Origin of the sequence: Roseovarius pelagicus, from assembly GCF_025639885.1 — a bacterium.
GTDB classification, from domain to species: domain Bacteria; phylum Pseudomonadota; class Alphaproteobacteria; order Rhodobacterales; family Rhodobacteraceae; genus Roseovarius; species Roseovarius pelagicus.
Window position 1 is genome coordinate 870,010 of the sequence record NZ_CP106738.1, and the last position, 24,970, is coordinate 894,979.

At 59.4% G+C, this 24,970-nt stretch carries 5 protein-coding genes and 1 pseudogene; all 6 read right to left on the bottom strand.

The genetic code is table 11. The features are described 5' to 3' along the window. Positions 1-289 precede the first annotated feature (289 nt). The 6 genes and pseudogenes from N7U68_RS05265 to proS all read right to left on the bottom strand — a co-directional run bounded on the left by N7U68_RS05265 (position 290) and on the right by proS (position 24,968). Complete coding sequence (locus tag N7U68_RS05265) at positions 290-17,146, bottom strand: beta strand repeat-containing protein (protein WP_263048470.1); 16,857 nt, start codon at positions 17,144-17,146, stop codon at positions 290-292. Next, positions 17,130-20,267, bottom strand: a complete 3,138-nt coding sequence (locus tag N7U68_RS05270; protein WP_263048471.1) for a leukotoxin LktA family filamentous adhesin — start codon at positions 20,265-20,267, stop codon at positions 17,130-17,132. The genes N7U68_RS05265 and N7U68_RS05270 overlap by 17 nt, the downstream gene beginning before the upstream one ends. 58 nt (positions 20,268-20,325) lie before the next feature. Continuing rightward, positions 20,326-20,940: an invasion associated locus B family protein gene (locus N7U68_RS05275; protein WP_263048472.1), complete on the bottom strand. Its 615-nt coding sequence runs from the start codon at positions 20,938-20,940 to the stop codon at positions 20,326-20,328. Positions 20,941-21,006: 66 nt separating this feature from the next. After that, the gene (locus N7U68_RS05280) at positions 21,007-22,575 is read right to left on the bottom strand and encodes a ShlB/FhaC/HecB family hemolysin secretion/activation protein (RefSeq protein ID WP_263048473.1); all 1,569 of its coding nucleotides are present in this window, start codon (positions 22,573-22,575) and stop codon (positions 21,007-21,009) included. Further along, the gene (locus N7U68_RS05285; RefSeq protein WP_308446168.1) at positions 22,572-23,093 is read right to left on the bottom strand and encodes an invasion associated locus B family protein; all 522 of its coding nucleotides are present in this window, start codon (positions 23,091-23,093) and stop codon (positions 22,572-22,574) included. Before N7U68_RS05285 ends, N7U68_RS05280 begins: the two co-directional genes overlap by 4 nt. 525 nt (positions 23,094-23,618) lie before the next feature. Then, positions 23,619-24,968 (bottom strand): annotated as a pseudogene (proS, locus tag N7U68_RS05290) (proline--tRNA ligase). Positions 24,969-24,970: the final 2 nt, after the last annotated feature.

A 24,970-nucleotide genomic window follows, 5' to 3' on the forward strand; every position in this document is an offset into this window, starting at 1 on the left:
TGCACTGGCTACCACGAAGAACTTTCCCTCATCATTCAATGGATACTGGCTCATACAATGGTCCGAATTCGCCGAACAGATTCAGGCGCAGTATAAGCGAACCTTTGCCCGGGCTGATAGGTTGGAAACGTGTTCCGCAGCGTGATGCCGAATCTGAAAGAGGCGGTTATCGCGGAATATCGCTATTCCTTGGCCTTTCCGCCAATTCAAAGCTCAGCGACATTGGCGCCATAAAAGCCATGTAAGGCGCACACTACCATGTTGCTATCATCTGGTCTGTGCGGTGCCGTCACCCTGGCGCGCCGTTAGCCTGCGGCACTCCAGAGCTTGCCATGATCAACGGCAACCGCACGATACGATCGCCGCGCGGGCCACGTATCGTAACCGACCGCAATGTCAGCACCTTGCCTACCGTGCCCTCGACTTCATCCTCGACCACAAAATTATGTGCGACAATGGTCTCATCCGCCTGCAACACCACAAGTGCCTCCACAATCTCTGCAACTGTGCGTCCGGCGGTCAAGGATTGCGTCACGTCATTCAACACCGTGAGGTTTCGGGTGACGAGGTTACGACCATTGGTGACTTCGAAATCGACAGCACTCATGTCTTGGGTAACAACCTGAACAGTGTCCTTATCGCTGTTTGCAGTGAACACCCGTTGGGCCAACAAACTGAAATCACGCTGGATGAAACGTGTATCGCCGCCAATGCGGGTATCCGTGACAACCAGACGCGATGCGCCTGTCCGCAGTTCGGTAACGCCTGCAGCGGTCCCGACGCGCACACCATCCAGTCGCAGGGTTCCGTCCCAGTTATTGCCGAAACCACTTGTGTCACTGGCCGCCAGCGACAGCGGATCGCCCAACAGCACATCCGGCCCCGCACCGATAACGGTCAAAGCGGCGCTATCGGTGAACTTGCCCCCCGGCGCGGTCAGCCCGACCGTCAAGCCATCGGCTGGCGTCGCATCCGACAGCTTGGCCATCACATTGCGGCCAACCATGTTGACCTTATCGGATGCCGTCGCGATACCGACAGAGAGCCGGTTTTCGGTTACCAGATCCAGCATCGTCGGCGATTTGGCCAGCACGGTACGATAGAAATCGGGCCGGACAAGCCCCAGACCCACAGCATCCTCGATCTGAACAGATGCCCGGCCAACGCGATTCACCGTCAGGTTACGCCCGGACGTAACCGAGACCGCTTTACCGCTGCCGATCAGGCCGACGGTCAGATCCTCCGGCGCAAAGAGCGTCACGCCCAGATTGTCAGAGATCACTGACGCGATGGTCAGGCTCCCTGTCGCCTCGCGCACAGCGATCCGGTCCCTGGCAAACATGCGAACCACCGCACCATCGCGTGTCTCAAGCGTCATATCGGTGAACAGGTCCTGATCAATCGATCCACCAAAGCCGTATATGCCGACATCGTCCGCTTCGACGACGCCAGACTTGGCATGCACGCCGCCGCCTGCTGCCAGAATCAGCTTCTTGCCATCTGCGGCCTTGGCGAATTCAAAGTCGAGCGACCCGCCGGCGAAGATTTCCAACATGCCGGTCTCCGCGATGCCGCGCGCCAAATCCAGCGAGTTGAGGTTGTTCAGATGCAAATCACCCCGAGCCTGTACGATGTCGAGCCGTCTGAGCCGGGTCTCGAACCCCAGCGGGCCGGTTACGGTGCTGCGTCCAAGGCGAATACGCGCATCAGATCCCCGTGCATCGCCAATAAACCGCGCGCCTATGACCCCGGGCGCAAGGAACAGGTCACCAGCGACATCCACGTCGATGGAACGGCGCTCCGACGCATTGCCGGTTACGATCCCCACAGTGAGATCGGTGCCGACCTTCAATGTAGCAGCGCCCGCCATGGCAGTGATCGGTGTCGTGTTACTGCGCATCACCAACGCGCGTTGGGTTTCAACCGAAATATCACCCGTCTGGGAAACCACCCCGGCATCGAGTGTGAGGCTGGCCACGTCGATGTTGACGGACTGCCCCTCGCCCCGGACGCCACGGTCTCCGATCGTCAGGTCAGTGCCACGTCCTATCAGCTCTATCCGACCTGTTCCCGCAGTAAGTGCCGCATCAAGCCGCGCGGTTTTGGCCCCCGCGAATGACAGGCGCAGGTCGCCCGCAGTCGTGATTGCACGAACTGGCCCGCCATTGACTGTAACAAGCTTGTCACGACCGATGCCATTGGCGGCAGTGAGGCGGATCTCCGCGCCCGACACTTGCCCCGCCAGCAATGTGCCATCCTCTATGTCGAGCGCAACGTTACCTCCCGCCGCGACATTGCCGAACCGCACATCTCCACCCGTCAGAGCCACGTTGATGTTCTGCGCCGCCGCCATTTCAACTGTCGCAGTTGTGGGCACCTCCATCCGCAGCGCACCACCAGCACCATCCGAAATTGCCCCGTTCTGCGCGACGAGTGTCACTGTGCGGCCAACCGTAAAACCACCCTGACCGGTAATGGAGCGCGTTGCCGTCAACGTTAGAACCTGATCTTTGCCCGCAGTGACTCGCTCGCTCAGGATCAGATCGCGCGCAGCCGTGACATCAATGCCGCCCAGCCCGCTTTCGAGAACGCCCAGCCGCAGATCACCCACTGTATTGCGCAGACTCATGTCACCCGCGCTGCGCGCCGTGACAATCGTGCTGTCATCTGCGGCGAAGCGGAATGCGCCCCCTGCGGCGCCACCGATCGCGCCCTCGCGCGATTGCAGCTCAATACGCGCGCCGCCCAATTGCGTCTCATCTGTCGAGAACAGGTCGTTCGTCGCGACCAGTCTTGTGGTTCCGGTGGGTATCGGTGTGATTTCGCCCACCCGCAGGACACCCGCGCCGCTTACAGTGACGTTTCCGGTGCCGGACGACGCCTTTGTAATGCTCAGATCAGTCACCGCATTCACTGTGACATCAGAGCGCGCGCTGCTGATCGACAGGCGCGCAAGATCAACGTCAATTGCCCCTTCAACCGTGCCGACAGACACCACGGCGCCGCCATTCTGGGCAATCAACCGTGTCGGTCGACCTGCTATGGCGCGACGCAACGTGCCACCCGCGATCAGAGTCATCGCCGCATCATCATTGGCCGCGCTGGTCACGGTACCCAGTATCAGGTCGCTGCCTGCGTCAAAGCGCAATGTGCCAAAACCGCCATCGACCCGCGCATTCGGATCGCTAACGTCGATGTTATTCTGGCTCAACAATACAATGCTGCCGGTAGCGGTCTGCACCGTGCCGTCAATTTCGACGGATGCCGCAGTCAGTGTTACATCACCGCCAATGGATTTCACCGCCCCACCAGAGGCGACCCTTAGCAGGCCACCCGGCTGGCGCAATGCGATGTTGCCGTCTCGGCCCGCCTCGACCTGCGTCAGCACGACAACAGGCGTGGCTGCAAACTCCACATTAATATCACCTGCAAAGCTGCCCGCACTGAACGATCCGGTCTTAACCGCAAGCGGGCCAGTCAGCCCCTGAATATCGCCGAAAGCAGAAAGCGCGATGTCCGCCCCTGAGATGTTCGCCGCGCGCAGGTCACCAGCGCCTGCAATCAGTTGCACGCGACCCTTGGCAACCACGCCACGCAGCAGGAAATCGGCGCCCAGCTGTGCGACATGAATATCGGTCTCGGCAGACAGTGAAATCGCACCATCAGAAACGCGGAACCGACCGGTCAGACCATCGACACCGCCGATACTGCCCTTGGTGGTAGTCATCTTGAGCAATGTCGCGGTGATCGTCGTGTCGCCTTCTGCGATAGCATCAGCGGTGAGGTCGATGCGCCCACCCGTTTGCAATGTACCGAGGCGCAGAATGCCATCAACACCGATGGTGACGTCGCCTGTCGCGCTCATCCCGACCAAATCTAGATTGCCGGTATTCTGAACGTTCAGGTTCTTGTTGGTAATCGCAACGTCCAGCGCGCTGATTTGGGTTTGTAGAACGTCGCCCGGTATGTCGGTCGCCCGCAACCGGGTCACGGCTGCTGCCTGCGTGGTCACCAGCATTGGCCCTTCCAGTCCGGGCACACCTGTCAGCGTCTTGGCCACAGTCACGCCCAGCCCGCTACCCGCAGAAACCCGACCCAACGTGGCATTGCCACCGATCATAAGATCGACTCTGCCGTTGACCGACTGAACGCCAAAGGTGTTTTCAGAGAAGCTGAAATCCCCGCCGGTCGTCAGCTTCAGGTCGCCGCCAATCGTGGTAAGCGCCCCGCCGCGTGCGAGAAGAACCGGCGTATTGCCAGCAGTCAGCGTCAGACCATGATCGCCACCGGTGCGGATATCACCCAGCCCGATTGCCGGAGCTGAGAAACTGCTGTTCAAGGCCAGATTTATCGCCCCGCCAAAGCTGCGCGCCGTGATGAGATCTGTTTCGAGCGGAACCGGTGCCACGGTGCCGATGCCCCCCGGCGCGACCAGCGTCACTTCGGGTGCGCGGATGGAACCTGCCCCCAGTATGCGACCACTTGGCATGAAAATATCAACCGGTTGCGCCGAGGTGATCCGCCCGATGGCCAGATCGCCCGGCAGCGTGATCCGCGTCACCAGCCCCTCGCCCGCCGTTTGTGTCAACGACGAAATAGTGAGGTTGTCCGCCTCGGAAATGGACAGGCTGGTCGGTGCGTCTGCCGATCCGGTCGACGTGTAGCTGAACCCTGTCAGCGCAGTCGACAGCGGGCCAAATGCGCCGCCGACATCGCCACCTGTCGTCAGTTTCAGCGTGCCGCCCTGAACGTCTGGACCACCCAAACGCGTGCCCGTCAGGCCATCTGCCGCGACCACCGTAAGAGTGGATTGTGTGCCGAAATCGATCACACCAGTGCGTGCGCCATCCTCTACGACGCGGATTGCACCGGCCGAAACGATCCGACCGCCGCCACCTAGCGACGTGGCCAGAAGCGTCAGATCATCTTTGGTTTCGGCAAATGCATCTTGGCCCGTGGCCAATACGACACGCGCATCTCCGGGCAGTTCGAACCGGATCGGTGCATCACTTGCGCCGATGTTACGCGCAGTGAGGCTCAGCGTGCCACTGCCGATGATCCGCGGCGCACCGGTGGGCCGGGCATCGGTCAAATTTTCGAGAACGGTCAGGCGAATATCACCGCCAGAGAATACTGACGCCACCGGCAGATCACCTTCGGGTGCCGCGACAAAGATACCAGCACCCGCGCGGGCATCAAAGCTGCCGCCATCCGTGATCTCGACCTCGACCGAGGTGGTGACGGTCCCGATAGACCCATCGCGCCCGGCCTCCAGCACCACTTGTGCACCCGCGACGGCCACATTAAAGATACTGTCCGTCTGCGTCAGGTTGCCTTCGGCTTTGATCAGGGTCAGCCCCGAGGATGCGGCAGCGGCGATTTGCAATGGCGTCCGCGCGCCGAGCAACATGTTCTGCCCACCAGCAAGAGCGACAACACTCCCCACAGGCACATCCCCATCGAACGCCGTTGACGCCAGATTCAGGTCATCGCGGCGTGCGACAAAGGTATTCCCCTGATCAAAGAATATATCACCAACTTCGGCGGCCCCCAGCGCAGCGAGGTCGGCAGTGGACAACGCGTCGTCATCCGCCCCCAGAATGCGCAATGGTGCCAAGCCAGTGCCGATATCCTTAGTGGCAAAGAGGACGATATCGCCGGCAGCACGGATATTTGGGTCTTCATCACGGATCTGGGTCGCGGCACTGCGGCGTACCAATCCGGCATCGACGAAACGCTCTAGCTCGTTTTGCGTCCACGTCGCATCAGCCAGAACCTCGGCGCGCAGCACCTCTGGAATCCGAGCCTGAAAATTGGGATCGAAATCCGTCTGTGCGTCCCATTCCGCCCGCAATGTTGCAAGCTGCGCATCGAACGCCTCAAGCGTAGACGCGTCCCCTGCATTTGCTTGCAGTCTCTGGCGCACGGCCGCGCTGTCCGCGTCCAGCGAGGCTGTGTCAGTCGGCTTGCCCGCCTTGCGTGCACGCCAGAAGGCGACGTAGCGCGCCTGTTCGGCCGCTTGCAGCCCATCAATCTGGCGCGCGACACGCGCCGCCGCACTATCCGTGCCCTCGATCAAAGCCAGATCACCAGCCCACAGGTCAATCAATTCGCCTTGTGTCCGCAGGTCCTCGCGTTCGATCGGATTGGCATCCAGAATGGAGCCATCACTCACGGTAAGCTGTATGTTGCCTGTTCGCGACTGAACATCACGCAGGTTCAGATCACCTTGACGCGCCGTCAACGCAATATCGCCCTCGGCGGTCGCCGTGATTGCGCCGCCGGTGTTCACTACTGTGAGCCTTGTGACACCATTCGTCCCGCCAATGCGCCCGCCACCAGCAGCGAGGAAAATGTCACCGCCAATAATGACGTTTGCATCGTCCTTTTCGCCGAGAATGGAGCCCGCGGCAGTGAGTTCCAGCAGCGAGCCATCGCCTGTGTCCGAATCTAACGACACAGCACTTTCGAGCAGCATATCGCCTGCAATTTCGTGAATTTTGACAACATCCCGACCGAACACGCTCAAGGTTCCATCCGGCACCAGATTGGTTCTCAGGGCATTGTTGGATGCACCCAGAACGGTGCCGCGGCCGGCCCCAATCACCAATTCCTTGGCGACAATCGTCACCTTGTCATTTAGCGCGCTCAGACTGCCGAGATCGGATACGAGCAATGTGCGTCCGGTGCTATTGCGCACCAGATCGCTCAGCAGAAGATCGCCCTGCAGGTCGATATCCACGTCGCCCCGATCCAGCCCACGGAACAGAATGTCTATGGGCAAATCGGCCTTCAGGACGTGCCGGGTGAAAATTTCGTCGCCGATGATCTTTCCCGGAAAACCGTTAACGCCGGGCTGGGTCAAATCCAACAAGGCAAAGTTGCTGGTCAGAACCCCATAATCGCTCTCTGTCGTAAAGATCGGCTCTGAAATAAAGCTGGAATTCTCCGGTGCGCTTAGCTTGGCGTTGGCGATATTTTCGCCGAATTTCACTTCGCGCAGTTGGTTAAAGAAGAACGCCTGCTTGATCGGGGTATACGTCGCTTTTCGCGCCCCATCCGCGGTGATCTGCTGCACCAATCGCGACGGTTGCGCCAGCGAGTTGCCACTGGCATCCGTCACAACGGTCGTTTGTTCATTGTCAAAGACGCGCAAGACTTGGCTGCCGTCTGCATCTACACCTCGACGGTATTCCGTCGTCAGGAAGGCGCCCTTGGAGTTAGTCCGGTTCAGGTCAGTGATACGCACCAGACCTTCGACACCCTGCCCCGGTTCAGTCGAACCGCCCGTATCAACGCGGCCAAACATGACCGGAGTGCGAACATTGGAATCCACAGTGACCGCCCCGAAACCATCGAATGCTTCGATAGACCCGAACCCGGTCGACGCGATCTTGCCCACAATGGTGACCTGACCACCGCGTGTGATCATGTCATCGATTTCGATCCGGTCCTTGTCCAGGTTGTAGAAGACCGGCACGGTCGCCTGAATGAACGGACTGTTATCGGCAACCACGTCGCCCGGCAGCACCGGCGTAAAGAGCAGCTTGCGCCCGGTCGCACCAGAGGCTTCGAGCGCGGCAATGTCGGCGTCCAGACCCTCGGCGATGCGCGCAGCATGACCAACGACCCCGGCCTCGATTGCGCCGGCGATGTTGATCACATCAGCGGTGATAAAGACATTCGCCCCTTGAATACGTGCGCCCGGATCGACGGCATTCGCGGATGTCACCCGGTCGAACGCCCCCGCATCGTAGGCACGCGAGAAGGTAAAGTCATCATTATCATGGCTATCGAACGTCAGGCGTGATTCCCCGCCGATGATATTGAACCCGTTTTCATCGATGGCGATTTCCGCCGACTGCAGGGCAACCGAATTGAAGAAATCGCGATAGCGCGCCACCGGGTCCGGCCCGATATGTGCCAGCGTTTCCGTCGCGGTCAATGTAAAGTCACCGTTCGGTGCGGCCAGAATTGGGGTCAATGCCGAGACGCTGCCACGTATGTCGATATCCGACTGGTTTGATACCACCCGCGCTACACCACGCAGGTTCGAAATCTCGCCCTCGACGGTGACGAAACCAACGCTGTTCGTCGTCGACACATTGATGACCGGCGGATCAGTGTCGGTGGCACTTTCAACCTCATAGTTCGCAGGCAAAAGTGTGATCGGAATGTTGAACGGATTTGTCGCGCGCGCTTGGGCGACAATGTCCGCCGCACTTTCCACTCTCACGTCGTTGAATGTGATGATCCCGCCGTCCAAACCGGAAATGGTCAAATCCTTGACCACCAAGAATGATGCCTGAGCCGTGCGGATATCAATCAGCGCATCACCCGGTGCCACCAGCTTGCCGCCGGTGCTGCCCGACACCATATCAGCGCGCAGATCGATATTGCCTTCGCGGGCGGTCACATCCTCGACGGTGATCAGCGCGCCGCGCACGTTCTGCGCGCGTGCCTTGCGCTCAAGCAGGTTGGTCAATTCGGCTTTTTGCCGTGTCTCGATCCGGTTCAGCGAAGCGCCCGGAATACCAGCGATACGGGCTTCTGCAGCGCTCACGAGCGGGCGCAGTTCGTCGATACGCGTATCCAGACGGAACTTCAGAGATGTCTGCGCGCCAATTTCAAAATTGATACCGTCGGCCAGTTCGTCAGAATAACCGAACGATGCATTGTCCAACTTTCCGTTTTCATCGAGGATCAACGCCCGTTGATTTCGGTTACCCGCCCGGACAAGACCGTTGAGTTCAATCAGGTTCGTCGAAACGTCATTGCTGTCGTCGATCTCGACGTCGAGGCTGACGGGATCGCCTCCACCAATCGTGGAATTGAAGAATGTGCCAACCTCCGCGGCCGCTTCGCGGTAGAAATCCTTGCCCAAAGCGTAGCCACGTACTGTCCGGTCGCCAGCAACCGCAAAGATGTCCACATCACCCGCTGCCCGCAGGGATGAGTCCTCACCGATCACAACATCCGATCTTGTGTTCGCGGTGGCCGTTGCCGTCGGGTCCGTGCTGAACGGTACTGCCGTCCGGTTGAACGCGCGTCCCTCAGCGACAACGTTGATGATCTGTTCGCGCTCTCCAACAAACCCTGCGAGAAGGCTCAGGTTGCCTTCGGTCAGAATCTCTGCTTCGGGATCAATCAGGATCCCGTGGTTGATTTCATACTCAGCCAATGCAGTCGCGCTCGCCGCGCCCGCCAAACCATAGGTGTTCGAGAAGACTTCGGATCGAATATCCGCATCGCCGCCTGTTCTCAGCACCAGATCGCTAAGTGCTGTCAGCTTTGCCTTGCCAAGCTTGATATCCGCATCAGTAGACGTGACTTTGATCGACGAATTTCCGAATGGCAGCACGATGGCGCCACCGGAATCCAGCGACTGGCGGTCAATCAAGGTGATATCGCTCAAAGCCTCGATGACAAAGGTATCGTCAACCGTTGCCGTATCTATCTGCCTCAAAGCCGCGTTGTCACCAATATCCACCAGCGTGTCGATTGTCAGTGCCACGTCAGAATCCATCGCCGCAACATCAAGGGCGCCACCAGATCCTGAAACGACGTTAAAGCCATCTTCGGGACGTGCGATCTTGTTGATTGCGCCGATTTGCAGGCTGTTTGCGAAAAGCCCGGCGTTCGCGGCAATCTTTGTGTCGACCCGGCTGGTCACATCGGTGTCCATATTGGCACCCGACGCCCCCACAAGGCTGGCGTTGACACTATCGACCGTGCTGCCCAGTCCGATGTCACTTTCGCTCTGAATGCGCAGGCTGTCGGCAAAGTATGTACCCTTACCGATTGAAAGCAGAGTTTTGGACTTCACATCCAATGTTCCGCCGGCACCCGCCCCAGAGACCAGTCCGCCCGATCCCGATGTTGCCAATAGATCGAACATCGGCTGGTTCGTTGCCGTCAGGGCCATCTCGTCGGCAGCGACGAACAGTGCCCCATCGTTGGTATTGACAGTGACGTTGGCACGAGGGGCCGTGAGCTTGGTCAAAACCACCCCGATGGCGGCCAGCCCACCCTGTTTGCCTGTCGCATCGGCCACGGCCGTTGCGCCTGCCTCACCCGTGGCCACAATGGACTCGCCAACGAGCGTGCCGCCAACAGTCGTGGAAACATCGTAGTCCAGCACCGTCGCGGCATCCGCACCATTTCCGGCCAGCAGACCGCCGGCAGAAGACACGGCAAAGGCAGCTGCGTTCTCGACCAGCGTATTGGCACTCTCGCCTTCCGGCACTGCATCGGGTTGGAATTTCTTGACCTCGCTGGGCAGGAAGCGGCTTGTGATCTCGATATCACCCTGCGCGCTCGCGCCTGAACCGATGGTCGTGGCCAAATCTACCTTGGTCGTACTGCGCGCCACCGAAGCACCAACAGTCGCCAAACCACCGCTAATCCCCTTGGCCTTGGCATAGCTGCTCGCACGGCTTTGGTTGCGGACAGTCAGATCGTCAGCAACGATAGTGACCTTATCCAGAGCAATCGTACCGTTACCGGTATTGCTTGCCCGCACATCAACGCCGTTACCATTGAGGATACCGCCAGAACTGGATACCGCCTGCGCATCTGCGCGCGTGTCATCACTGGCCGCAAGGCTCACGTTGCCCTTGGTAAATATGACGGACGCGCTGCTATTGTTGAATTCGATCGCCGAGGTCCCGGCGATATCGGCGTGCGATACCGCTGTTCCGACAGTTAGTCCCGCACTCAGCGACAAATTGAACACATAAGCCCGCACCGCCCCGGACCGCGCAGCATCCAGATTGATACTTGGATTGGAGGCCGAAAGCGTATTATCAATAAGCGTGCGGTCGCCCATCAACACGCCTTGACCCAGCATTACCTTCGCATCACCGGTCATCCCCGCCACGACGACACCAGCACTCGCGGCAGCGATGCCAGCCGCGCCGCCTGTGTAGGCTTCCGCGTCGATGATTGCCTTGCCTTCTCCGACCGCTTTTTGTTTTTCATCAGGCTCGATCAGCCCGCCAATGGTCGCGCTCAGGCTGACTTGGTCCGCGCCCACCAGCGCCGTGTTGTCGCCAACTGTGATCAGTGCATCGGTTCCGACCGTTGCCTTCACCGTCCCCGTCGACGCTCCGGCCCCAAGCGACAGGCTACCAGCGCCGCCAATCTGAGACAGACCGGTATTCGCCAAGGCAAACACGGACAAGGACAGTCCGGAATTCAAAACGGCATCATCACCGATTTTGATTCTCGCGCCACTGATGTCGCCGGTGGTGCCCAGCGCAACTTTTTGCTGCGTGGCATTGGATTTTGCGCGGGTATCTGCACCGCCGCCCATCGCTGCGATATTCGCGGCGGAGTTCTGTTTTTCCTCGTCGGTCGCAGCGACCGGGTTGCCGTCCTCATCAGCCTCTTTCACGGTTTCGGACTGGTCTGCCTTTGCAGCATCCACGGCGGCTGTCGTCAGCTTTGCGGTATCGTCGTCAGATTCTGTTCTGCCACCAATATCGGCGATCGCCAATGCGCCAGCGAGGCTGAAACCGCCCGCTGCGACAGAAGCAGCATGGGCCGTAATCATGTCCGTGCTTGTCGCGTTCAATTGGACATTGCCCCCGGCGATCACCTGCGCGTCGTCAGCGATTTCAATCTTGGCCGCTTGGGCAAGCGCGATGTAATCAAGCGCACCGCCTGCCGCCGCGCCACCAATACCGCCCGCGCCGGAAATACTGTTCAGCGTCATCGCAACCGTAGCGAACAACCGAGCATCACCATTGACGTCCAGTTTGCTTCCCTCGCCGATGCGCAGTTCGACCTGCGTTTCACCCTTGGTCACGTTCGCAGACAGCGCCAGCCCGGCTTGTGCGCCCGCCGCGGCACCGATCGCCGTGGTCGTCAGTGTGTTGGCGGCGTCCGCAACAATCACAAGGTCGCTCTTGGACGTGATGCCGCTCGCGCGTGTGCCGGATTTGTCCAGCGTCACTTCGGTCTTACCACCTAGCGTCGTGACCACCACGACCCCCGCCCCGGCAAGGCTCCCGGCAGCGGCCCCGGTACCACCGACGCTCTTGAATACATTCGTACTGGTCGCATCAAGCCCAACGAAACCAGAGGTCCCCTTGGTTTCCAGTGTGCTCCCTTTGAGCGCGATAATGGCGTTCGAGGTCACTTCGGTCACGCCCACAGCCCCGGCAAGCGCGGCACCACCACCAGCAACACCGACAGCAGTCAAATCAATCTTGTTATCGACATCTGCCGCCAAGGTAATGCTGCCCGCGCCGGATTTCACATCCGTGCGACCCAGATTAACCAGCGCATCCGTCGCGATAAAGGTCGACGCCACAGTCAGCCCGCCTCCGACAGCACCGAGGCCGACACCGTAAGCTTGGTTATTGATTGTCGTGTTGGTGTAGGACGCGATGCGCGCAGACGCCGTTTTCGCGTTTTCATTCACCATAATGAAACTACGCGCACGCGCATCCGGCGCGGCCCCGATCTTGACCTCATCCGACGCCGTATCCGATCCAAGGTTGACCGACGCCTTATCCGCGACAGAGGTATAGACGTAATTGGCCCCGATGCCCGCCAGCAAGGCCGCGCCACCCGTCACGGTGATCATGTCGATATTGCTGAGGATATCCGCCTCGATCAACACGCCGTCATGGCGTGTCCCGTCGCCGCCGAATACACTGCCGGTATCCGCCCCCAATCCGAGCGCCGTGATATTAGACCCTTTGATCGTCACATCGACGGTACTGGCCGTATCATTCACCGTGACAGATGCGCCGATGCCCACCTTGCCACCAACGGCAAAGCTGCCATTGACCGCCCTGCCGTCACCTGCACCGCCATTGGCGTTAATCCGGCTAGAGGCGGCAGCCCCCAACCGTGCAATGTTGCCAGCGATGATCGTGCTGTCGCTGACATTGGAAAGCGTCTTTGCACTCAGCTTATTGGTTGCGGCAGAACCGGTAATTGCAACCTTGCCGCCGATGGCACCGGCAATGGCAACCGCGCCAAAACCGCTGCTGCGCAACAACAGCGTATCATAAGCACCGCGCGTGACGATCCGCGACCCGGTCACGTCCGATTGCAGGGTGTGGGTGTTCTTGTTCACCGCAATCCCAACACCGATCCCGGCCTTACCTGCCAGTGCCACGCCGCCTGCATCTACATCCTGTCGGGTAAACTCGAATCCGTTGACTCCGAAACCTTCCACTTCGGCGTCGACATTGTTCACCACAATGTTCGATTTACCACTCAGGATATTGATCCCGAAACTGCCCGCCAGGCCGATCTTCGCCGCGCCACCCAGAGACAGCGCCAGCGCATCCTGATTGACACCATGCTCCGCCGCAAGCGACACGAACGTAGCACCCGAAGGTGATACAGGCAGCAAATCGCCTGCAGCGTCCCGCTCGCGACCGTCGATCTTGAGATCGCGCAGCGTGGTCGTCATCCGGTCGCCGTTCCGGTTGACGGCAATCGCGGCGCCGCCACCGTTTTCGCCACCTGCACCGATCACGCCTGCGGTCGCATCCTGCGTGCGCATGCCGAAATAGCCAATGTTGGCGTCCCGGGTTGCCAGTTGCACCGCCGCGCGCTGGCCAAGAACAGCGGACCCGACGGTTACATCGGTCACTCGCTTGATGTCATTAAAGACAAGGCCGCCCGCCCCGCCATTATCGCCACCTAATGCACCGGCAATGGCTGTGCCGTTGATCGTGTCGAACTCATCGGCGCGCACCAGCATCTTGCGAACAAGATGCGTGTCCGTCCCCGTTGTGACCGGCAACAACAGCTCTGACGTGGTCGTGCCGTAGATAAAGTTCAGCCCAAGCCCAAGTCCGGCGCTGTTTTCACCGGTCAGCGACACGACACCCGCCACGGAATCTATGGTGGAAGAGCGGTTCGCGCGCACGCTGAAGCCCTGATTGTCGATTTCCCCGTTTGTCACTTTGACACGTGCGCGCAGGGTGTCATTGCGTGGTGTTGTCGGCTCGATCTGCACGGTTTTGGCCTCGGCCACACTGCTTTGCGCGATGACATTCAACGCCGCTGCAATAGCATCATTCTGCGCCTTGTCACCTGCCGCCCCTCCGGCTGCGATGGGTTTCGCGTCCCCTGGCTGTTCGCCCTCCAGTTCGGGCTGGGCATCAGCGTCGTCGGGTTTGGTGCCGATCTTGGCAACCACAATCGACGCGGCACCGCCATCATCCAGTGCTGCCGCTCCGCCAAGCGCCTTGGCTTCAATCGATCCGTCGTCACTTGCGAATACAGTGATTTCGCCCTTGTCGGTCAGCCGTCCCGCCTCCAGATCGGCAGTGACCGTGTTGTTGATGATCGCGGCCGTGACAGCCGCCCCCACAGCATTATCGCCGCCGATGGCCAGTGCGCCGGTTAACAGATCCAGATCGCTGGTCTGCTTGGCCCGCACTGTCACAATACCGGACACACCCAGTTCGCTCGGTTTCAGATCGACTTTGGTCGTGGCGCTGCTGTGGCCTACGACGATTGATCCGGCAAGGCTGTTTTCTCTCGCAAAGCCCAGACCCACGGCAAGCGCCTTGATCGTTGCGGTATTGTCGGCGGCAAAGGTCGCGGTACCGTCGGCAAAGAACCGACCGCCATTCGCCTCGATACTGGTGGTGTTACCAATGACGTTGACCGACAGCGCAGCCCCCGCGCCATCGGCGCTGAGGCTAAGCGCAGCGCCACCCGAAAACGCCTTGATGGTCGAGGTGTCGGTTGCCATCAGGGACAATGTGCCGGGCGCACCTTCGGCGTTGAGGATCGCGCCGGTGGCGTCAATGCCAGTCGTGCCTGTCGTCACGTTGGCCGCAGCAGAGATGCCGATCGCCGAGTCATCAGCCAGCGCGATGCCCGCCGCAAGCGATTGTATTTCGCCGGTAGCCGACGCGTTGATGGTAATCGGACCACGGCCCTGCAACAGGGCGTCTGTCAGGGTGATCTTGGCGTCGTTGCCCAACATCAGGTTCAGCGCCAGTGCAGCCCCGCCCGCGCCATTACCGGAGATGCCGACGCCACCGGACAGGCTCTGGATAAAGCGGTTATTGGTGGCGGACAGCGTGATCACACCGCCGCTAAAGAACGTGGCCCCCGCAAGCGACAGATTGATAGTGCTGTCGATAACGTTCGACGACGCGCCGAGCGCACCGGCGTATTTTTTCGTACTTCCCGCAGCAGCAACCGAGTAAGCGCGGATTTCAGTGTCTGCCGTCGCAGTGGCAGTCAGCGGAACAGCCGCGCCGGGACCAGCGGTTCTGGCGGAAATAGTCGTATCTTCCAGCTTCGCGTGGCTTGCGTTCTTGACGGTGTTGATAACGACCGCACCGCCCAACGCGTTGCCGCCGCTCCTAGCCACGGAGAGTGCACCACCAGCCGCAAGGATGCTCGTGCTTTCCTTAGCTGTGACATTAACGCTGTCCGTGGTGATCCGCATATTAGAGACACCGACGCCACGTTTGCCGATTTCGGTCTGCGCGCCACCGATCACTGTGTTGACAGTAATAGAGCCGGAGAATGCTGTTTTGCCCAGCCCGGCCGAGATGGCAAAGGCGTAGATACTGTCATCCGTCAGCGAATTGGCGACAAAGCTGCCCGCCGTCACCCTACTGGACGGATCGAGAATGACCTTGGCAGGTCGCATAACCGTGTTAACCGCGATGCCGATCCCCACACCACTGGCCGAAGATGCGTTCTTGGAAAAATTCAGGCCAGCCGCCCCCGCGATGGAGACTGTCAAAGAAGTGTCCGTCGCCTCAAACTTGGCCTCGCCGCCAATGGTCAGATCGGCATCTTCGATGAGCGCATTCGTCTCACCATCCAATGTGGCCACCGCGACAGAACCCGCGACAGCCTTGGAACCCCGCTTGTTCCCCGCACCACCTATCGCGATGTTGACAACAGTAGCATCATCCGTCGCCTTGATGGCCAGCACTCCAGCGTCGATGTCGGCCTTGGCGATGCGCGCCGTGACGTTACGGTCATCGACGAGGATCGAGAACGCCCCGGCAAGCGCGTTGACGTCCTGGCGGTTGCTCAGGCCCACGGCAACGGCACCGGTGGCCGCTGCCACGGTACTGGTATTGCGCGCGTTAATGATGACGCCGCCAATTGCCTCAACGGTTGCGGGCGTGTTGATCTCTGCCCGGACCTTGTTACCCAGCGCCAGATTTATCGCAGCCGCTCCCGCCACGGCCCAACCGGTCCGCGGCTTGCCGCTACCCGCGTCGGCTTGGGGGTCGCCCTCGCCGGGTGCTTCATTGTCGTCCTGGCTCAGTAGTTTGGCGAACTCATCATCGCTGAGCAGGAAATCGGCCAGCGCCGCGTCCTGATCATCCGATGCTGTGGTTTTCGCGCCGGCAACAGCAATGGCAATGTCCGCGGAGTTGTTGGTTGCGTTGATGTTCAGGGTTCTGGCGGACACCGCCGTGTTACCCGATGTGCCCGTCACTGGGGCACCTTCTTTTGCCCCCGGACCAACGCCTGCGTAAATATCGCGATCGGTAAAGTTGATCACGCCGGTCGCACCAACAGAAAGGTTTTCAGAAGCCGACAGTGCGCCACCAATGTTGAGCAGCATGGAATCGTCTACCGCATTCAGAGTGATCAGGCTGCCGGTCAAATCGGCCGCGCCGCCGACGCGCGCAGTCGTCGTCCCTTGTGATATCCCCAACGCAAGCGATCCGTTGATCGAACGGTTGTTGCCGCCACCGCCCGCATAAGTGAATAGGGATTGATTGACATTTGCCTGCGACGAAATGGTGACGACCCCATCGGCAGCGACCTTTGCGTCGTCCTCGATGATTGCATTGGTGGTCGCGGCCGCCCGGCTGAACGACACCGCCCCGCCGATCGCATCACTCACCGGATCTTCGGTTCCGGGAACCTCGGAGGGCAAGTTCACCAGATGAATAAAGTCACCAGAGATCTTTGCCAGTATGTTGGTCAACGACCCTGACGTGACATCGGCGCCAAAACGAATGATCGCGTCAACCTTGTCATCGGTATTGAAGGCATTCATCGACAGAGCCAGAGCAAAACCCTGCTCTTCGTCGTCTTCTTCGTCTTTGGTACCGGGCGTCGCCGCAATAGCGCGGCTCTGGGTATAGCTGGTGGCAAAGCTGCGTGGATCAACTGCGTCGATCACCTCGAACAACGAGATCCGCAGCCGGTTTATCCTGCCCAAACTGATCCGGCACGAACACGTTACCCGCACTGGCCAGAATATTGAGCACACCGCTCTTCACTTGATCAACCGAAGAGAAGAGCGGGTAGGTATTCTCGGCAACGACATTGAGAGTTGCGGATTGGGTGATCGCATTCGAGCCGATTTCGGCCAGCGTTTCGCCATGCATCAGCCCCACGGAGGCCGCAACCATCCCCACCTTGTCAAAGTCGCTGGCCAGCTTCTCTTCTTCCACGCCCGCGAATTTGGCTATATTCTTACGGATCAGGGTAAGCTTGGGTGCCTGCGCTGTTGTGCGCCGTGTTATGCCCTTACCACCCTCCGCGGCCGCGACAAATTTCTTGCCTGCTTTCACCGACAACGCTCCGGCAAGGGTCGTAGCCGTCACGGTACTCAGCTGGGTCAAAATAGTGTCGCGTTCTTCGCCCGGCGATCCGAGCTCATGGTAGGTGCCGCCCAATGTCGCGCGGTTCGTCACATCATCGATCTGCACATCAAAGGCGAGGCCGACGCCCGCATTTGGTTTCGGCTCTTCCTCGGGGCCGAACTTTGGTTTGATCAACTTGTCCTTGAAGGCCAGAGCCTGCGCTTTGAGCTCTTCCGTTTTGTTTCTGAACAGGATCGACGGCGTCTCAACATTCACAAGGCCCAGTCGCGCCTCTGTCACGCTGCGCTTCTGAAAATACTGGGTCGTGGCGTCCAACGTGATGTCGCCCGTGGCACCCAGAGAACCGCCATCGCCCACTGCCACTTCGGTCAGGGCATTTGAGACGCCCACATTTATCGCCAGCGCGAAGGTACCGGTTTCCTTGGCATCGGCAAAAATTTCCTGCGTGTGGTTCACGCCTGAAAGAGCCTCGATCAGCAGATCACCACTCTGCGCATTGGCAACGGTATCGGTGATCAGCGTCTGATTGGTAAGGTTGCGCACGGCAACGATGAATCCCAAGGCCACGTCTGCCAGACCGATGGGCTTGATTTTGATCGAATGATCCTCAAACGCCGTACTATGGATACTGATGTCAGTGCCCGAAATGAGCCCGCTCTCGTCTATGTTGACGCGGGAATCGGCGGTGGAATTCGCAACAGCGACGCCAAGCACGACACCAATGCCGCCCATGTTATAGCGGCTGGTCGCGTGCGACTGAATGTACAACCCGTCTGCCGATCCGTCAGTGCCGGCAAATTCCGTTGGAATATCCACGATTTTGCGCAGCGGGTTTCCCGCCGCAAAGAGCCAGCTATCGCGATTCTGTCCATTGTCGGAGAATTGGCCAGACTGGCGGTCCTCCGGCTTGGTCAGTGGCTTTGCCTGCCATTCACCAGTGGCCGTAAGTGATGAGCCAGAGATTTCAACCAGCGACGTTGCCTCGGAACCATTGAATTCAAAAATACCTTGCAAGGCGGTTAGCTGGCTCTCGATTTCGTCGGTGCCGCGGTCGTGCAGACGTCCGATCCGTTCCCCGAGGCTGGTCAGGTCTTTCAACAATTCCGATGTCGTGTTGTTCGCGCCGCCAACTGTCACGAGATCAGCAATTGCTGCCTCATCGTCATAGTTACCGCCAACCTGCCGCGACGTTTCGGCAAGGGAATTCACGACAATGGCACCGCCATTCAGCGTCGAATCCGTGATCTTGACGCTGGCCGTCACCGCGTCCGTCTCGACAAAGATTGCCGCGACCTCGTCAAAGTTGCTCGCCAAGAGCGCGATCAACCCATCTTTGTCTGTTCCCGCTGTTGCCGTGGCCGATAGATTGCTGCCGCTCTTGACCGACACGTTCTGGCCTTGCGCGATAAGATCACCGGCGCTCGTCTGAGCCGCGTTACTGGTCGTGATCTGACCGTCGATTGTCAGCGAACCGGGCATCAGACCGTCACGCGCGGCGGCAGCTTCGCTCGCCGTCGTAGGATCTGCCAACAGCATCATGTCACCGCCGTCGGTCACTGTGGTGCCCGAGACGGTGATCTGGGGTGCGCGAAGAACACTCGACCCGCGCTTGTCACGTGATGCGCCACCCGTGGCAAAACGCCCCTGCATGGTGATTGCGTCCTGCGCCGCGATCGACACCAGCCCACCATCGCCCCCTGTCGATGTCGCCTCTATCTTTAGCGCGGTCTCCAGCACCGCCGTCTTGCGGGTAAAGAGGATAACAGACCCGCTGTCGTTATCGGCACCGGGCGCTGCGGTGACATCGATGGTGCCCCCCGCGATCAGGGCACCTTCGGACCGGGCCGCCACGACACCACCGGTCGTTTTACGTTTGGCGGCGATACGGCCCTGCAATTTCATTTCGCCCTGAGACAGCAAGCGGACGACACCCCCCTGCACACTGATGCCCGCCGCCTCGGCGTAGCCATCCTTGTTCAACGCGGGTACAAGCCGTCCCTCTGCGTCAATAGAACTGTCCTCGACGGATATGGTGCCATCGACCAGCATTCGCGCACCAGCCCGAAGGTCCAGCCGCCGTGCATTGATTGTCCCGAAAATTTCGATATTCGCGCTGGAATTCAGCGGCTCAGTGCCCGCAAACAATCTGGCCGTGACGGACGTGCCGCCATTGGCCTGATCCGTCAGCTGCGACTGGTAGTCAGCCGTCGGGGTGCTCATCGTCAGCGCGCCGGCGTTGATCACCCCACTCGCCCCAACAACGAACCCGTCACGGTTCACGTAGTAATGATTGCCGCCGACCGTTACGCCGCCCGCCCCTGTGTCGATCTGGGCGTTCAGCGTGCCATCGATCCTCGACAGACCACCATCAATGATGTTGATCAGTTGTTGTGTTCCATCCGGCTGAACAACGTTCGCAGTCTGGCCTGTGCCGATGTTGAAATTGTCGAATTGATTGAACGCCGTCGCGCCCTGGATATTTGTCGTCGTAACCGTTGCCGTGCCGCCACCTTGGGTGATCGACGTCCCCGTACCCGCCCCTGTGGTGATATCAACGGCGGCCGATGTCGCGGCGGCCGGTGCGACCTGCCCCACCATCAGCGCGACACTCGCGACCCATGCCGTTGCCTCGCTCGCAATGCTTTTTAGCGTGCGGCGATGCCGGATTATCCGTGTCGTGCGGATCGGTTTCATGGCGTCATATCCCCTAGGATTTCCCCCGGCGCCTAAGATCAGGCACCGGGGGTCTTGGTCATTCGGTCGTCGTCTCCGCCGGTTCGGCTGTAGCGGCGCGTAGTGCAGTCAGAGCTTCGGCAAACCGCGAGATGTCCACGCTCAGAATGAGCGGATCAGCCTCGGCGGACATACGAAAGCCGAACAGCAGCGCGTCACGTTCCGCGAAAAGCGCCAGTTCGTCCTCGTCAAGCGGTGCGGCAGCCTCGCAGATATCGCCGAGGCAGCGTTGCCATATCATCTCTCGTTGCTCGGTGTCGTCATCCCCGGCAAACCTGTAAACGGCACCGCCGGGCAGATATGTCCCCATCGGCGTTTGCGCCAGCAGGATAGCACCATCTGAAACCGGCACCGCGACGAAGCGCGCGACCAGCTGGCCGTTTTCACGCAGCGATTGCTCTTGTACCAGACGACAGACTGTCCGGCGCACCGTCGCGGCCTCGCAGGCCACAATCCAGTCCCCGAACGATGCGTTATTGGCGAGGTCAACCGGTGCGGCATCTGTCGCCGCTGTGCTATCTTCTACCGCGGGCGCATCGTCACTCTGTGCAATAGCCTGCGCCACGCCTAGTCCAAACGTCATTGCGCCGACGAGCAACACAGACTGCAATTGGGTTGTCAGTTCTTTCATCATTCTATTGGGTCTTTCCTGATCGAAGTCGTCAAATTTCATGGTCGGTTGGTCGTCTGTGTCAGTGTCTCAAAACGAATAATCGAGTCCGACATAGATCGTCGGGTCCCCCTTATCCTTGTAGTTCGTAGTATTCGAAAGCGGCACACCAAAGAGCGCCACGCCTGACACGGCGGGGCCGTATTGAACCCGCAAACCTGCCCCGGCCGACGCTAGCGTTTCGTCGCGCGGAACATTGGCCCCTGCCGCGCGGAAGGGCACGATGTAGGCCGCATCAAAGAAGGCGAATGGAGTCACGCGCAGTTTGCGCCCGGCCGGTTGCCAAGCCTCTAATCCCGCCAGTTGCAACCGAACTGACACACCACTATCACCCGACTGCACATTCGTAGGATAGCCGCGAACCGTATCAACCCCACCCGCAGAAAAGAGGCGCGCAACCGGAATCGCGTCAGTCAACGCAACTTGCGCACGACCCAGCACATCAAACAACAGGCTATCCGAGAGCGCCTTGGCAAAACTGAAATTTGCATTGAGGATCGTATACCCGCCTTCGGTCGGGGTGTTGCCCAACGCACTGGCATCACCGACGCGCAGCCCAACATTAAGCGAGAATGTTCGGCCCGTTTCCTGAAGCAGATAGGACAGATTGCCATAAATCTCGTTGAGTGAAACATCCGAGAACTGCACACCTGCTACACGTGATTTAGATCTCTCCGACCCCACTCCGACCTCAAAAAACCAAGCGGTGCTGGCGGTGACCGCGATTGGATGACGGTATGCCAGAACGCCCGACAGCGTATCTGACAGGATCGTCACACCATTGACGGGGCTGGTGGTGACAGACGCATCTGAATAGCTCAGCGATCCGACAACGCGGCCGCCGTTTGTTCCCACGGGTCGCGAGTAGCCCAATACGAATGACTTGGATTTCTCCGCCGCCTGAATTCTGAACGATAGGGTATCGCGCACACCAGTGACGCTGGCCCACCGGGCAAACAGAGTTGCCCGCGCGCGGCCCGTCTCCCTTTGCCCGAAATTGTCCAACGATCCGGTAAAGGTAAATGGCTTGGGCTCTTCGCCGGAAATGATTGCAGTGGTGGTTCCGGGCGTTTCACCTGGTCTGAACGCGATCTTTGGGCTGATGTCATGCGACAATTGATAAATGCGCAGGTCGCGCTCAATCTGCTCAAAATCCGGTCGTTGACCGGGGACCAACGTGATGGTCCGTCGCAAGAAATCCGGATTTGTCCGGTCCAGCCCGTCGATCTCGACCTGATCAATCCGCGCCTCTACGAGCGATATCCGCAAAATGCCGTCATCCAGAGTTTGAGGCGGCAAAATAACTTGTGCAGTAATGATCCCCGCTGCTGAATACAGGCCCTGAATTGCCGCCACCATCTGCGTCAAATCCTCGAACCCGATCGGCCTGCCGATGTAGGGTGCCGCAGCGTCCTGTAGCGCCGCATCCTCCAGATACGCGCTGTCGTCAAAGGATACGCCTCTAAGCGTAAATGTCTGCGCGTGTGCCGGGGTCGTCAGCACCGCAGCGAATATCAACGAAAGGCAAGTAATCAGCGTAGTCGCAAAGAAACGAAACCGGTGTTGAAGCTGTTGGCAGGACCGGTTTGGAAACATCATTGGGCACTGCTTTCTGCATAGCGAAACGCGGCTGTCACACCCATGAGAGAAACATCAAAAACAATCGGGGCGGACACCGCACTGGGGCGATACCGCACTTCGGCACGTCGTCCGCGCTTCCATTTGGTCAGCTCATCTGAGTCCAGAATTCCTGCCGCCACGCACACAGTAGGGCTGCACCGTTGATAGGCCAGTTCCTTGTATGGGGGGGTGACGCCCACGAACAAGCCACTGCCCAAGTGCACTCCGGATGGTACAATCACCTGTACCTGCGCACCGCCCTTTACAGTCTGTCGTAACCGCAGGGTAGCCAACCAGAACCGATCATCCTTGGACGAGGCCGTCTGTGCCAATGTGCAGCGTGCGGACAACTCTTCGCATTCGACCGCCCAGGACTGGAATGTTTTCGTTCTGATTTCAGCAGGGGCCGGAGTTGCGCTGAAAATCGACAGCATAAGAAGGGCAGCAGTAAGAATACTGGTGAAACGTAGAAGACCAGCCGTGTCAGAACTACACATCCGCACCCAAGAACTTTCTAAAGTACTCAATCGAAATCAAAGAACGGGCGAAATGTCGCCCGCATCCATGGTAGAACGGTACTTTCTACATTCCTCTACGTCAATTTATTAAGGTTATCAGAAATAAGGGCTTAGGTGCGCTTTCAGCTATCTGGCCCCGCTGCAACGCCGCAAGATCACACGCGATCAGGGTAAACCTACATTTTATAGGTACTTTTCACGCCTGATCACTCGGGCACGACGGGCATACCTAGCACGGGCCTCGGACGTCGCCTCGCCTCGGAGTGCCCGCAAGTTTCCACTTATGCACAAGAAGCGGGCACTTAGGCGGTAGCCAACCACCCGAATCGTATGCGTTTTTTGCAGAGAACATGCGCAGCTATAGCCCCCTGAACACCCTACCGTGCCGTGGCCCGCGCCAGACAGACGCCAGACAGCACACGCGCGACCTCACCATGACGCTTCTTGCTTCTATCGCGGGCCAGTGTGAACGATGTTCAAATCAGAGGACAATAACGGCGCGCTTCACACGCCACCATTAGCCGTAAGGTAAATCGACGCCAGCTTCTGCACGGCCTGTTCGGGCGGCAGCTCTTCGCTGATCCCGGTGCGGCGGCTGGTCAGCTCGACCACGCCGTTTTTCAGACCACGCGGCCCGACGGTAATGCGCCACGGCAATCCGATCAGGTCCATGGTGGCGAACTTCCCCCCGCCCGTTCGTTACGATCATCATAAAGGGGGTCCAGTCCCAGCGCAGTCACAGATTGATAGATCGCGTCACACGCGGCGTCGGCTTCGGTGTCGCCCTGCTTGAGGTTGACGATACCGACGTGGAAGGGCGTGACCCCCTCGGGCCAGATGATGCCGTTATCGTCGTGGCTGGCCTCGATGATCGCGCCGACCAGACGGCTGACACCGATGCCGTGGCTGCCCATGTGAACCGGCGTCGCTTTGCCGTCGGGCGTCTGTACCGTGGCACCCAACGCGTCCGAATACTTGGTCCCAAAATAGAAAATCTGGCCCACTTCGATCCCGCGCGCCACGCGACGACGTTCTTCGGGGACCTGATTAAAGAGGGCTTCGTCGTGGGTTTCGTCCGTGCGCGCATAACGGCTGGTAAACTCGTCCAGCACGGCCTGACATTCCTCAACCGAGATCGAAATCGACCTTGCGATCGCCGAATTTCAGATCGGTGATCTCGCTGTCATAGAACACCTCTGACTCGCCTGTATCCGCCAGCACGAGGAATTCATGGGTATCATCACCGCCAATCGGGCCACTATCCGCGCGCATCGGGATCGCCTGCAATCCCATTCGTTCGTAGGTGCGCAGATACGTCACAAGGTGGCGATTATAGGCATGTAGGGCCGCTTCCTTGGACACGTCAAAGTTATAACCGTCCTTCATCAGAAACTCGCGGCCGCGCATCACGCCGAACCGCGGGCGGATCTCGTCGCGGAATTTCCACTGGATATGATACAGCGTCAGCGGCAGGTCCTTGTAGCTGCCGACATGGGCGCGGAAAATATCCGTAATCAGTTCTTCGTTGGTCGGACCATAGAGCATATCGCGCCCCTGCCGGTCCTTGATCCGCAGCATCTCCTCGCCATAGTCGTCAAAGCGTCCGCTCTCGCGCCAGAGGTCCGCCGATTGCAGCGTCGGCATCAGCATCGGGATGTGACCGGCGCGCATCTGCTCTTCATGCACGATGTTTTCCAGCTTGCGCAGCACCTTGAAACCCAGCGGCAACCACGAATAAATCCCGGCACTGGCCTGCTTGATCATGCCTGCGCGCAACATCAGCCGGTGGCTGACGATCTGCGCCTCCGACGGGGTCTCTTTGAGGACAGGCAGGAAGTAACGGGAGAGACGCATGG